General features: G+C 44.6%; 13 protein-coding genes. 4 read left to right on the forward strand and 9 right to left on the reverse strand.

Annotated features, from left to right (window positions below):
* Nucleotides 1-87 precede the first annotated feature (87 nt).
* Together ABIB39_RS08925 and ABIB39_RS08930 are read left to right on the forward strand one after the other, a co-directional pair.
* The gene (locus ABIB39_RS08925; protein WP_354429171.1) at nucleotides 88-2,466 is read left to right on the forward strand and encodes a ribonucleoside-diphosphate reductase subunit alpha; all 2,379 of its coding nucleotides are present in this window, start codon (nucleotides 88-90) and stop codon (nucleotides 2,464-2,466) included.
* A 166-nt stretch (nucleotides 2,467-2,632) separates the two neighbouring features.
* The gene (locus ABIB39_RS08930) at nucleotides 2,633-2,884 is read left to right on the forward strand and encodes a cysteine-rich CWC family protein (RefSeq protein ID WP_354429172.1); all 252 of its coding nucleotides are present in this window, start codon (nucleotides 2,633-2,635) and stop codon (nucleotides 2,882-2,884) included.
* 330 nt (nucleotides 2,885-3,214) lie between these two features.
* Here ABIB39_RS08930 and ABIB39_RS08935 read toward each other — a convergent pair whose 3' ends face one another.
* Nucleotides 3,215-3,550 (reverse strand): hypothetical protein, encoded by a 336-nt coding sequence (locus ABIB39_RS08935; protein ID WP_354429174.1) that lies wholly within the window; start codon nucleotides 3,548-3,550, stop codon nucleotides 3,215-3,217.
* A 275-nt stretch (nucleotides 3,551-3,825) separates the two neighbouring features.
* Between ABIB39_RS08935 and ABIB39_RS08940 the strand changes: the two genes are divergently transcribed.
* Nucleotides 3,826-4,008, forward strand: coding sequence for a DUF6496 domain-containing protein (locus ABIB39_RS08940; RefSeq protein ID WP_354429176.1), 183 nt, complete (start codon nucleotides 3,826-3,828; stop codon nucleotides 4,006-4,008).
* A gap of 33 nt (nucleotides 4,009-4,041) precedes the next feature.
* Here the strand turns inward: ABIB39_RS08940 and ABIB39_RS08945 are convergent, their stop codons facing one another.
* From ABIB39_RS08945 to ABIB39_RS08975, 7 genes are all read right to left on the reverse strand, one after another.
* Complete coding sequence (locus ABIB39_RS08945; RefSeq protein WP_354429178.1) at nucleotides 4,042-4,554, reverse strand: hypothetical protein; 513 nt, start codon at nucleotides 4,552-4,554, stop codon at nucleotides 4,042-4,044.
* Between the two features lie 15 nt (nucleotides 4,555-4,569).
* The gene (locus ABIB39_RS08950; RefSeq protein WP_354429179.1) at nucleotides 4,570-5,559 is read right to left on the reverse strand and encodes a Gfo/Idh/MocA family protein; all 990 of its coding nucleotides are present in this window, start codon (nucleotides 5,557-5,559) and stop codon (nucleotides 4,570-4,572) included.
* A 6-nt stretch (nucleotides 5,560-5,565) separates the two neighbouring features.
* The gene (gene ligA / locus ABIB39_RS08955) at nucleotides 5,566-7,581 is read right to left on the reverse strand and encodes an NAD-dependent DNA ligase LigA (RefSeq protein WP_354429181.1); all 2,016 of its coding nucleotides are present in this window, start codon (nucleotides 7,579-7,581) and stop codon (nucleotides 5,566-5,568) included.
* An 89-nt stretch (nucleotides 7,582-7,670) separates the two neighbouring features.
* On the reverse strand, nucleotides 7,671-9,740 hold the full coding sequence (locus ABIB39_RS08960) for a hypothetical protein (protein WP_354429183.1): 2,070 nt from the start codon (nucleotides 9,738-9,740) through the stop codon (nucleotides 7,671-7,673).
* Between the two features lie 85 nt (nucleotides 9,741-9,825).
* Nucleotides 9,826-10,032, reverse strand: coding sequence for a DUF3253 domain-containing protein (locus tag ABIB39_RS08965; protein ID WP_354429185.1), 207 nt, complete (start codon nucleotides 10,030-10,032; stop codon nucleotides 9,826-9,828).
* A gap of 234 nt (nucleotides 10,033-10,266) precedes the next feature.
* Entirely contained in the window at nucleotides 10,267-11,010 is a 744-nt protein-coding gene (gene fabG, locus ABIB39_RS08970; protein ID WP_354429187.1) for a 3-oxoacyl-[acyl-carrier-protein] reductase, read from the reverse strand.
* Between the two features lie 80 nt (nucleotides 11,011-11,090).
* The gene (locus ABIB39_RS08975; RefSeq protein WP_354429188.1) at nucleotides 11,091-11,825 is read right to left on the reverse strand and encodes a hypothetical protein; all 735 of its coding nucleotides are present in this window, start codon (nucleotides 11,823-11,825) and stop codon (nucleotides 11,091-11,093) included.
* 183 nt (nucleotides 11,826-12,008) lie between these two features.
* Between ABIB39_RS08975 and ABIB39_RS08980 the strand changes: the two genes are divergently transcribed.
* Entirely contained in the window at nucleotides 12,009-13,103 is a 1,095-nt protein-coding gene (locus ABIB39_RS08980) for an AI-2E family transporter (protein ID WP_354429190.1), read from the forward strand.
* A gap of 3 nt (nucleotides 13,104-13,106) precedes the next feature.
* Here the strand turns inward: ABIB39_RS08980 and ABIB39_RS08985 are convergent, their stop codons facing one another.
* Nucleotides 13,107-13,412 (reverse strand): hypothetical protein, encoded by a 306-nt coding sequence (locus ABIB39_RS08985; protein ID WP_354429191.1) that lies wholly within the window; start codon nucleotides 13,410-13,412, stop codon nucleotides 13,107-13,109.
* Between the last annotated feature and the right edge of the window lie 9 nt (nucleotides 13,413-13,421).

The raw sequence follows: 13,421 nt of genomic DNA on the forward strand, positions 1-13,421 counted from the left end.
GCTATCGGGTGAAAATCAATAAGAATAAAATAATTAAACAATAAAAATAAGCCCTGTCGGGTTGGCAGGGAATAAGGAGGTGGCAAAATGTTCGTATTAAAAAGAGACGGAAGAAAAGAGTCGGTTAAGTTCGACAAGATCACAGCACGTATCGAGAAACTGTGCTATGGGTTTAACCTGGTTGACCCAATAGATGTAGCAAAAAAAGTAATTGAAGGTTTGTTTGATGGTGTTACCACCTCCGAACTGGATAACCTTGCAGCCGAGACGGCAGCATCGTTGACCACCAAACATCCGGATTACGCTTTGCTTGCCTCACGTATCGCGGTATCCAACCTGCACAAAAATACCACAAAGTCTTTCTCTGAAACCATGAAACGTATGTATGAGTACGTTGACAAAAAAACAGGCAAAAACGCCGCCTTATTGGCAGATGACGTTTACGCGTTAATCCGCGATAATGCCGACATCCTGGATAGCAGCATCATATATGACCGCGATTTTGGTTTCGATTACTTTGGTTTTAAAACCCTCGAAAAATCGTACCTGTTAAAAATAGACGGTAAAATTGCCGAGCGCCCGCAGCATTTATTCATGCGTGTATCGGTAGGTATCCACAAAGAGGATATCGAAAGCGCCATCAAAACATACCACTTAATGAGCGAGCGCTGGTTTACCCACGCTACACCAACCCTTTTCAATGCCGGTACACCAAAACCTCAAATGTCGTCTTGCTTCCTGTTAACCATGAAGGATGACAGCATCGAGGGAATCTATGATACACTTAAACAAACTGCCAAGATCTCGCAAAGCGCGGGTGGTATTGGCCTAAGCATCCACAATGTGCGTGCTACAGGTTCATACATCAGCGGTACAAACGGTACCAGCAACGGTATCATCCCAATGCTAAAAGTATTTAACGATACCGCACGTTACGTGGATCAGGGTGGCGGCAAGCGTAAAGGTGCTTTCGCTATTTACCTGGAGCCATGGCATGCAGATATATTTGAGTTTTTAGACCTGCGTAAAAACCACGGTAAAGAAGAAATGCGCGCCCGTGATCTGTTCTACGCCCTTTGGGTATCTGACTTATTTATGCGCCGTGTGGAAGCTAATGAAGAGTGGACATTGTTTTGCCCGCATGAAGCACCGGGTATGGCAGATTGCCACGGTAAAGAGTTTGAAGAATTGTACGAGCGTTATGAGAGAGAAGGCCGCGGCCGTAAAACTATTAAAGCACAAGAGCTTTGGTTTGCAGTGCTTGATGCACAGGTAGAGACCGGTACACCATACTTGCTGTATAAAGATGCTGCCAACGCAAAATCTAACCAGCAAAACCTGGGTACTATAAAAAGCTCTAACCTTTGTACCGAGATCATGGAGTTTACTTCTGATAAAGAAGTTGCGGTATGTAACCTTGCTTCATTAGCGTTGCCACGTTACGTTATAAACGGCGAGTTTGACCATGCTAAGCTTTACGAAGTAACCTACCAGGCTACTTTGAACCTTAACAAGATCATCGATAATAACTATTACCCGGTTGTAGAGGCCGAGTACTCTAACCTGCGCCACCGCCCAATTGGTTTAGGCGTACAGGGCTTGGCTGATGCCTTTATCCTGTTGCGTTTACCATTCGAAAGCGAAGAGGCAAAACAACTGAACAAAGACATATTTGAAACCATTTACTTTGCAGCTATGACGGCTTCTAAAGATCTGGCTATAAAAGATGGCGCTTACGAAACCTTTAAAGGTTCGCCTTTATCAAAAGGTAAGTTCCAGTTTGATCTTTGGGATGTAAAACCGGAAAGCGGCCGTTGGGATTGGGAAAACCTGCGTTTAGATGTAATGAACCACGGTGTGCGTAACTCCTTGTTAGTAGCACCAATGCCAACTGCATCTACCTCACAGATTTTGGGTAACAACGAGTGTTTTGAACCATACACCTCAAACATTTACACCCGCCGTGTGCTAAGTGGCGAGTTCATTATTGTGAACAAGCACTTGCTGCGCGATCTTGTGAACCGTGGTATCTGGACAACTTCGATGAAAGACAGGATCATCACCGCTAACGGTTCTATCCAGGACATAGCCGAGATTCCTCAGGATATCAAAGAGATCTACAAAACAGTATGGGAAATTAAGATGCGTAACATTATAGATATGGCTGCCGATAGGGGCGCTTACATCTGCCAGTCGCAATCATTAAACCTGTTCATCAATGCGCCAAACGCGTCAAAACTTACATCGATGCACTTCTACGCATGGAAGAAAGGCTTAAAAACAGGTATGTACTACCTGCGTACACAAGCAGCATCGCAAGCGGTTAAATTTACTGTTGAGAACCAGGGTGGCGGTAAAAATATGGAAGCCGTTATCCCGGAAGTTGTTTCGGACAGCAACCAGGAAGAAATGCCGGCCGGCCCGTCTTGCTCAATGGAAGAGGGTTGTGTTACCTGCTCTGCATAAGTAGTAGCCTAATATCATATAAATAATTATAAGTAGTCGGAAAGTCAGAAAGTCCGCACAAGTCCGAAAGTTAAAAGATGTTTTCTCATCTTTGCTTTCGGACTTTTCATTTACAAAAGATAATCTTTCCGGACTTTCGGTCTTACCCGACTCCGGCCACATAAAAATGCTCACCTCACCCAAACACGAAATACTCCACTGCGACCGCTGCGACGCGCCCTTTGAATGTAAAGCAAACTCATTCACCAAGTGCCAGTGCAGTACCGTGCAGTTAAGCATTAACGAGGTGCAATACGTAAGTGAGTTATATGATGGCTGCCTGTGCGCCAATTGCCTGCTGGAGTTGCAGAAGGAATATCAAAAGAGCTTGTACGGTTCATCTCCCGAGGTTGGTATCAAACCAACTTATGCCTTTTAATATTACTACGAGTTTATAATTGTCGATAAAAGGACGTTTCGCATAAAATGAAATGTTATCATAAGTACTGTTAAAATAAAAAGCGACTTTACGCGTGAGAGATTATTAACCTGCAAGCTTTTATATATCAATAAACAATATATAATATAAATTATAACTAAAGGAGATATGGCAAATAGTTGAGCCGATACCGGGTGATACTTTTCATCGGAACTTTCACCTTCACCAAATAAAAACCACCAGATAAAAATGTTTAAAAAAGCTATTAAACAATAGGTTGCTGATGATATTATTAAGCCAATCGTCAAATATAAATATTGAATTTTGCTATCAGTGGCGGGATACATGCTCTTCAAGATTAGCTTCTATTATACCATATATTTCCAAATAATCGCCATTGACCCATCTCAATCTCATGATTTTGAAATCCTCAATGCCGCTGGATAATTTAAAATAGAAATAAAGTGTAGCATCGCCTTTGTTTTCACCCATTCTAAAATCGCTTATATCCGCCCACTCTATCATAAAGTTGCGTGCATAATCTATAACCCCTTGCTGATTTATCTCTAACGCTGGCTTACCTTTTATTGCGGGGATTACGTATCTTTTTAAAATGCGTATAAAAAATGCAACCGGTAAAAGCAAAAGAAACCCAAACTCAAACATACCATAAATGGTATAACCTTTTAGTAAATCCGAATTACATGCGCCCCAAACAGCTATTAACGTCAATAGAAAACACGAATAGAAAAAGCAAGTCCATTTGCTAAACGGGTACGTGATCTTGTCTTCCATTAATAATGCAATATAAATATTTAAGTTGCGATAAAGCAATGATTTTTATAGCGTGTTCTTTGTATGTCTACTTTGCGCCTTCTGTTGTTAACGAATTTTTGGCAAACACTTTGCTATAAAACAGTATAAACTTAATACAGACTACCATGGCAAAATATTCGGAAAAGGCAAGTGAAAAGGTTGAGGAAACCATGCACGAAATGAAAGAAGGTAAGCTAAAAAGCGGCACCGGTAAAAAAGTTACCAGCAAAAAGCAGGCGGTTGCAATAGGTTTATCTGAGGCACGTAAAGAAGGTGCTAAAGTGCCTAAAAAGAAAGATCAGTCTTAGAAAAGAAAGCCTCTGAAAAAATTAGGGGCTTTCTTATTGGAACGAAAACTCGCTATTGATCCAACTCTCCAGCCGGTTTTCTTTATCCATTTGTATCAGCTTCTCTACATCGTTATCGCGCCTGTGGTTGGGTTCTGCGTTGTATTTGCTGATAATAGCCCTTAAAGCAGCTACATTTGCGTGTGTTTTATCAAAGTCCTGCTTGTGTTGAATGGCGTATTTAGAGAATTGGGCCATGTAGATAAACCCAAGTTGAGGATTGGTGTCCGATAGGTCCATGATGGCTTGTTTCAACTCAATAACCACATCAGGTGTGCCTTCCGCCCATTGCAGAATAAACTGGTTGGCAGTTTCGGTTTTAGCGGCTTCCGTGCCCCAGTGGGTACGCATCATCCAGTCGGCAGTTTTTACAACGTCGGCTTCATACTTAACGTAGTCTTCGGGTTTAGTAAAATGATAATCTTTAGGTACTTCAAAGTTTTGGGCAAAGGCCTTTGTGCTGATGAATAGTGTTAGCAGTAAAGCAGTCCTTAAAATATTTTTCATTTTATTAAGCTGATGCTAAGATAATTCTAATTTTTGAGAGATGGTGAACGAATCCATTACTTTCATTAAAACTACCGCTTCGTCAATTGTGCACGGGTTTGGACCTTCGCCTCTGAAGTATGATACAATTTTGGTGATCATCGGTTGCTGGATATGCTCGGGATGGGTAAAGTTTATGGTTTCTTCGCCCTGCTCGGTCTTCAGGGTAACAAACGTACCAAAAAATGGGAAGGTTATTTTTCCTTTTGTTCCGATGATCTCGCAGATATCAACCGCCTCGTCCGGGGACACGTTAAAACACCATGAACCATTAACCACCACCTTGTTCTTGAAAACGATCTGCCCGCAAACATGGTCATCTGCCGGGCTAAACCCACCCTGGTTTAAGCTATAACCTGTTGAAGATGCAGGTTCACCAAAGTAGTATAGCATCAGGTCGAGCTGGTGGGGCGCAAGATCGTGAAAGTAACCACCACCAGAAAATTCGGGTTGTAAACGCCAGTTGTTTGCATCGGCCAGTGGGTTTGGGTTTTGGTATTTCCACATGCGAATCTGTACCGTACGGATATCGCCAATGGCATTGCTATCAATCAAACTCTTCACATGCAAAAACATAGGCAAAGCTCTACGATAATGCGCTACGGTTAGCTTCGCGCCACTTTCGCGGACAGCATCGGCCATATCCTGTGCTTCCTGCGCGTTGCGGGTAACGGGTTTCTCTACGTAAATGTTCAACCCTTTTTTAATAGCACGCAGGGCGTATTCCAAATGCGAGGCAGGCGGCGTAGCTATCGATACGGCATTTACCTCCGGGTCGTTCATTAAGTCATCGGCATCGCTGTACCATTTGTCCACGTTATGGCGTTGGGCATAGTCAGCAGCCTTTGCGGCATCGCGGCGCATTACGGCAACCAGTTTGCTATCGGCTATTTTGTTATAGGCTTGTCCGCTCTTTTTTTCGGTTACGGCGCCGCAGCCTATGATTCCCCAATTGATTTTAGTCATGTATAGTTAGCTTAACATTGCCAGCAATTCTTCATCGCTGATGATAGGTATATTCAGTTTATTGGCTTTCTCCAGTTTGGCAGGCCCCATATTCTCACCGGCGACCAGGTAATTCAGCTTGGCAGAAATACTGCTTAAGATCTTTCCGCCGTTTTGCTCGATGATATCCTTCAACTCATCGCGCGAGTATTTTTCAAACACGCCCGAAATAATAAAACTTTGCCCGCTAAATTTTTCACTGGCCAGGTTCACCTGTTTTTCTTCGGCTACAAATTGCAGGCCACTTGTCCTTAATTTTTTAATTTCCTCGCGATGCTGTTCATCCGCAAAATATTCGGTGATGCTTTCGGCTATGCGGCCGCCAATTTCCTCGGCAGCGGTCAGTTCCTCGGCGGTGGCAGCCATAAGGTTATCGATGGTTTTGAAATGCGCCACCAGCTTCTTGGCAACGGTTTCGCCAACGTAGCGGATTCCCAGGCCGAACAATACTTTTTCAAATGGCTGTAGTTTCGATTTCTCGACCCCATCCAACATATTATTGATGGATTTCTCGCCAAAACGGCCAAGCTTTTTAAGGTCGTCGGCACGTTCAAACAAATGATAAATATCGCTGATGTGCCTGATGAAATCCTGGCGGTATAGGGTCTCGATGGTTTCGTCGCCAAGCCCGTCGATATTCATGGCCTTTCGGCCAATATAATGCTGCATTTTACCCATTATCTGCGGCGGGCAACCCTCGTCGTTAGGGCAATACCATGCGGCTTCGCCTTCGGCGCGTAATAGCTTGGTGTCGCAAGCCGGGCAGTGGGTAATGTATTCGATAGCTTTAGCGCCGGGCTGGCGTTTATCTAAATTTACGCTGATGATCTTTGGGATGATTTCACCGCCCTTTTCAACGTAAACCGTATCGTGCTCGTGCAGTTTAAGGCGTTCTGTTATCTCGTCGGCGTTGTGCAGGGTTGCTCGTTTTACGGTTGTGCCTGCCAGCAGTACGGGCTTTAAATTAGCAACCGGGGTTACCGCGCCTGTGCGGCCAACCTGATAGGTAACCGCCAATAGTTCGGTCTCTACACGTTCTGCTTTAAATTTATAGGAGATAGCCCAACGTGGCGATTTAGCGGTAAAGCCAAGTTCCTGTTGCTGGGAGTAGTTGTTTATTTTGACAACAATGCCGTCGATATCATAACTTAACTCATGTCGGGCGGTATCCCAGTGGTTAATAAACTTCAACACACCGCTAATGTCGCTCACCAAACGGCTGTGGTTATCTACATGGAAGCCCCAGCTTTTTACGGCTTCCAGGCTTTCCCAATGGGTTTTAAACAATGTTTTTTCGGTATATAAACCGTATAAGAAACAATCAAGCGGGCGGCGCGCTACCTCTGCCGAGTCCTGCAGTTTCATGGTGCCCGATGCAAAGTTACGGGGATTGGCATACGGCACTTCGCCATTGTCAACGCGTTCTTTATTCAACCTTTCAAACGCCTTAAGGTGCATAAACACCTCGCCACGGATCTCGAACAGCCCGGGGTAGGTGCCCGCCTCCAGTTTCTTGGGGATGCTATGGACGGTGCGCACGTTAGTGGTTACCTCGTCGCCTTGCGTGCCATCGCCACGTGTTACTGCGCGGGCAAGTTTGCCGTTCTCGTAAGTAAGGCTCATAGATAGGCCGTCGAACTTCAACTCGCATACATACTCAAAATTATCGCCGATAGCTTTGCGGATGCGCTGATCAAAATCTACCAGTTCCTGTTCGTTATAGGTATTCCCTAACGAAAGCATGGGCCAGCGGTGTTTCACCGTTACAAACTCCTTGGTTATATCGCCACCAACCACCTGCGTGGGCGATTCGGGGTCCAAAAACTCGGGGAATTGTTTTTCCAGCTTACTTAGCTGCTCCAGTTTTTGGTCGAAATCGAAATCGGTAATCGTGGGCATAGCAAGCACATAATAGTTGTAGGTGTGCTGTTTTAGTTCGGCAGTAAGGGCCTTTATTTGGTCTTTAGCTTCGTTGGGCGACATGGTAGCGAAGATAGTTTTTTTAGATGATGGTTCATAGTTGATGGTTCATAGAGGTAGAATCAAATAACATTTGGGGTGACAACTACTCACTAAATCTCCCCCTCACGTTTCCTCAAGAACCATTCGGCGCTAAGCAGTAACAGTATCAGCACGAAAACCCATTTTACGTCTATCAGGTCGCTGTAGCGTTTGTCTTCATAAACAACGGTTTTAACGTTTTCGTTTTTGCGGATCAGGTCGGCAAGTGTATTGAGTTGCGATGGCAGCAACATTTGCCCACCCGAGTGCACCGCCATACTACGAAGCAACCCGTGATTGGCCGCACTTTGCCGCGATTCTAAATTCAACTGTTTTACGGTCAACTGGCCGTTGGCGGTGAATGCCTGCTTGCCGTTGTTTGTGGTGGCTGTGTAAGTGTATTCGCCAACCGGCAATGTGCCCGCGTTTAGCTGGTAGCTTTGCCCGTTGCGCGTGAACAGGAAACTGTATTTTTTTCCCGACTGGCTCTTCAGGTTTATCTTAACATCGGGTGTGTTGATCAGTTCCAGCGCGTCGTTGTATAATTCGGCATTCAGTAGCACGTTCTCGCCCTCATCGAACACATTTTTAGAGGTGTACACCCTAAAGCGCTGGCGGTTGGCATCGGCGGTAAGGTATTGCACGGTTTGGCTCAGCAGTTCCTCAACCGCATGGTGGTTGCCATACTCGCGGTACTCAGCCAGTTGCCAGCGCCAGATTCCCTCGCCGGTAAGCACGGCAGATTTGCGCCCGCCCTCACCACTAAAGGCGAGCAGGGGATAAGGGGTTTCCACATTGCCTATCTTTTGTTTCAGCAACACAGCAGACGTGCCGGAAGCCTCATAATTGCCAAAAGCAGCAACCAGCGGCGGCAACTTACCCAGTTTATTTTGGTTAGAATCTGTCAAGGTAAATGCGGAGAATGTGCTAACAGGCTGCGCAAACACCTCTTGCAGTTCCTGACTGGTGGAATTTACCTTCACCACTTTTTGTGCAGCGTTAAATGCCGAAAGGTTTATTTGCGTACCCGCCACGTGCCAAAGCGGCGTTTTGCTTTGCAGCAAAGGTTGCAGTTTACTATAGCTTGCGGCAGACAACTGGTAAAGGATAGCCATGCTATAATCTGGCAGATTAATCGAACCCATATCGCTAACCAAGCTTGTTTTAACTTCGAAGTTTTTATTGCTTTCGATGCCTTGTTTGATAACGGCGAGATCGGGGTGGGGGCCGTCATAAAGTAACAGGATCTTTTGGCGGGCATCCAGCACGTCAATATAAATAGTTTCGGTGTTGTTTTGTACTGATAGTTCATTTTTAACAGGTGCCAGGCTTATGGTGAACTTGCGGACGCCTTTTTTATCGGCATTCAATTTTATCGGGATAATTTTTTTAAACGCCGCCGAGGTAATGGCAACGTTTTGCGAATACACCTGCCTGCCATCCTGCTTAATGCTCAAACGCATTTGTTCGCCTGCACTTTGATAAGCCTCGGCCATGATCTCTACCTCAAAATCATTCCCCAGGAAAGCCGTTTTATTGTAGCTGACATTGCTGACGAGCAGATCGCGGCGGGGGATGGTATCGCCCATGGCGATCGTATAAATGTTGGTTTTGAAGTTACGCGCTTCATATTGCGGGTCTGCGCCTAAGTTGTACAGGCCATCGGTAGCTAATACCAGCGCGCCAACGTTGCGGTTCACAAAACGTTCGTTCAGTTGGTGCAAGGCATTTGATATATCGGTTTGGCGCCCGTTGTATTTAGTCGACAAGCTGTCTTTAAGTTCCTTATCAAAATGAAACTCGTGGACTTCATAGTCTGAGCCGAGTTGCTTTTTGAGAGCTTCTCCCCAGCCCTCTCTGAGGGATTGGGAGCCTTTACCAAATAATTTTATTGATTCAGAATTATCCTGTGCTATAAGCACAACCGGTTTTTGCGGCAGGTAACTGGTAGTGCGTACCAGTGGCGAAACGATAAGCAGCGCTAAAAAGCTAACCACCAAAGCCCTGAACGCGGACAATGCATAACGCATGCTGTTAATCAATTGCACGGGTTTGCGATACATCAGCCAGGCATAAACTAAGCCTAATATGATGCAGGCAGGCACCCACCACCCCGAAACCGATCCCCAGGTTAGCGACATTGGTTTAGTGCCAGATGAGTTGTGAATTGTGTGTTAAAGCGCATAACATCCATACCCGCAAAATGCGAAAATATTGTGGAACGGTTTAATTAATTTTTATGCGGATAGGCCCTTTAATACTGTCAACATCCACCTGCAGGCCTTTTTGGGTAATGGTTACTTTCCCATCTTTCTGCAATGTAATTGCCGCATCCCTAACCTCCTGCATATGCTTACGCCAATTTTTGGGGAACAGCTCACGCGCAATTTCACTCGGGCATACGGTTTTGTCCGCGCCGCGTTCAGTTGCCATGGTTAGGATGGTTGGGAGATGGAAGTGATGGACATGCCGCTATAACAAATAAGGCAAGCTTATTGCTTGCCTTATTTGTTAATTTATGTGCCTTGGTTGCGTAAATGTTCACGTTCACGGCCGTGAACACAAATTATTATTTGCAATTAATTAATAATCAGTGTCTTGTATTTTTAATACTACTGACAAAATACTGCCACCAACACATATTGTTTTTTTACTTCTTACCTGAAGCTACAACATCCCGCCATCAACAGGTATAACCTGCCCGGTGATGTATGCTGCCATATCTGATGCCAGGAATACGCAGGTGTTTGCCACATCTTCAGGTTCGCCTGCACGTTTTAGGGGGATAGCCGCTGTCCATCCTTCAACCACTTTAGGGTCAAGCACATCGGTCATTTCCGTGCGGATAAAGCCAGGTGCTACCACGTTGGTACGGATGTTACGCGATCCTAATTCTTTCGCTATCGATTTTGAGAAGCCGATGATACCTGCTTTAGAAGCAGCGTAGTTGGCCTGGCCTGCATTACCCTGCACACCCACAACCGAGCTCATGTTGATAAAAACGCCTTTACGGGCTTTCATCATAATTTTTGAAGCGGCCTTGGTAACGTTGAAGATCGATTTTAGGTTAACGTTCAACACGTCGTCCCATTGTTCTTCGGTCATGCGCATCAGCAGGCCGTCTTTAGTGATCCCGGCGTTGTTCACCACTATATCTAAAGCGCCAAAATCGGCAACAATATCGTTGATCAGTTTTTCGGCTTCGTCAAATTTAGAGGCATCGCTGCGATAGCCTTTTACCTGGGTGCCAAAGCTTTGCAGTTCCTGCTCAAGCGCCTGGCCTTTTTCAACAGACGATAAATATGTAAAGGCAACGTTAGCGCCATGCTCAGCAAATTTCTCTGCAATTTTGCGGCCTATACCTTTTGATGCACCTGTAATAAGCGCGGTTTTTCCTTCAAGTAGTTTCATGATTTAGTATGAGTTTTCGAGAGGGTGAAGGTAATAAATTTTGAATTGCTACAAAAGCTGTGATTTACCTGCGGCAATATTTAAAACCGGTAGATCAAAAATAAGTTGCCCGCAAAAGTATGAAAGCCCGGAGAAATTGAGCCGCCTTCTCTCGAATTATAGTTAGCGCCAACAGCGCCAAGGCTATATTTAGCTTCTAAACCTAGGCTAATGTTTTCGCTTAAAAAAATGTTGAACCCTGCCTTTGGGGCGATGTAAGTTGCCTTTTCACTTGCCGATGCGGATAGGAATGTTGACGTGCCGTCGCCCGCAGTCATCTCAAACTTAGTGAACACAAAGCCGGCATCTGCACCGCCATAAATACTTACCAAACCGCTAATTGGCAATTCGTAGGCTATACCAAGATAAACGCCCAAGCCGCTGTAATTACTGTAGGATGCTGTGTAATAATTTACATCATCTTCCGTATAGGTAAAGGTGCTTTGCTTAGGCTTATAAGAGCGGTAATCGATAGTGCCGGAATAAAGTACATTGCCCATTCTACGCCTAACGGATGCGCCAAATACTTTAGAGCCTTTATAGATTTCCTTCAGATCGCCCTGCGGTGATTCGTAACCGCCGCTTATAGCCATAGCCCAACCGTCCTGTATCACATAGCCGCCGCTGTTGTAGCTACTGCCACCAAGCATATCGCCATCTCCATTTATACCCTGGGTACGGCGTTGAGCATTAACTGTTGAACAAATGGTGATGAATAAAAAAGAAAAGACAAAAGCTACCCAACGGGTGGATATTTTAAACTGGAGGGAATACATCTGTGTTAGATAAGGTGTGGTTTTAAACCTCTAAAATAACAGAATTATTTTACCTGTAAGCAATTTTTTATTGCCACAAATATCTTATCGACACAAATAACAATTAATTAATTGCACATTTATACAAGCGGATAAAAACATATAAAACCCCTGTACGTTCACCACTACAAATAAATGCCCTGTATGCCCACAAAAAGACTAATTGCCCCCTTTTACGAACGCCTGGCCCTTATCCTGATAGGGGTTTGCATATTGGGATACGTTGTTGTTGCCGGTAAAGAAATACTCGATCCTATGATCTTCGGTTTCCTGTTCGCGGTGTTACTGCTTCCGGTTTCTAACTTTCTCGAAAAAAAATTCCGCTTGCCACGCAGCGCATCTTCATTCATATCTATACTGTTACTGGTGGGTTTTGTAGGCGGAATCTTATACCTGATTGGCTCGCAGATCTCAAACATAGCCAACGACTGGCCAATGCTTAAAACGCAGGTGACGGAGTCGATAGGTAACTTACAAGTTTGGGTGCAGGAAACATTTCACATTAATGCAAGTAAACAACTAACCTATGTACACAGCACCGCCGATAAAATCATGGCATCGGGCACTGCCGTTTTAGGGACAACTTTTGGCGCGGTATCATCCCTGCTATTGTTTTACGTGTTTATACTCATCTTTACTTTTTTTATATTGTTTTACAGGCGACTGCTGTTCCGTTTTGTTATCCAGGTTTTTAGTGACGACCATAAAGAGGTAGTGGTTGATATTGTAGAGAACGTTCAAAAAATATTGCGCCAGTACATATTTGGTTTACTGATAGAGATGGTGATCGTATCGGGAATGGCCATTACAGTATTCTACATTCTCGGTATAAAATACGCTGCCTTGCTGGGCATCATTGTCGGCGTATTTAACATCATCCCGTACATCGGTATTTTTACCGCGCTTTTGTTAAGCGTTATAGTAACGTTTGCTACAGGTACCATTAGCCAAACCCTTACCGTTGCCGTAAGTGTGGTAGGTATCCACGCTGTCGACGCTAACTTTTTGCTGCCCGCTGTGGTAGGTTCAAAGGTTAGGCTGAACGCGCTGATATCATTCATCGGCATCATCATAGGCGAAATGATCTGGGGGCTATCGGGCATGTTCCTGTCGATACCTGTGATAGCCATCTTTAAAATAATATTCGACAGGATAGAGGGCCTTAAACCATGGGGCTACTTATTAGGCGGCGATTATGAGTACAAGGAATCGGCAGAGAAAAAAATGAAAACGGAGTAAAACTTAACTGATTAGCTTATAAATGCTGATATAAACGGTGATGCCGTAAGCCGTCAGCACAAGCGTGTTCAAAACTAACAGCCAGTTCAGATCTGTTTTACTGAACTTTTTGATGGAGCAGATAATAAGCAGGGCAATAAACCCCAATATGAGCAGGATAGGAAACACCAAAGTCCATGCGTGTTTGGGTGATAAGTAAATGTGCTCCAATTTAGCGGTATCACCCTGCAGGAATGGTACTATCGCTATCAGCAACAAAAAGAAAAATAAACGGGTTGCAACTTTAGCGGCTATTTGGCTTGTTTTCATTCGCGGCCA

The sequence above is a fragment of the Mucilaginibacter sp. UYP27 genome (genome assembly GCF_040547175.1).
Taxonomy (GTDB): Bacteria; Bacteroidota; Bacteroidia; order Sphingobacteriales; family Sphingobacteriaceae; genus Mucilaginibacter.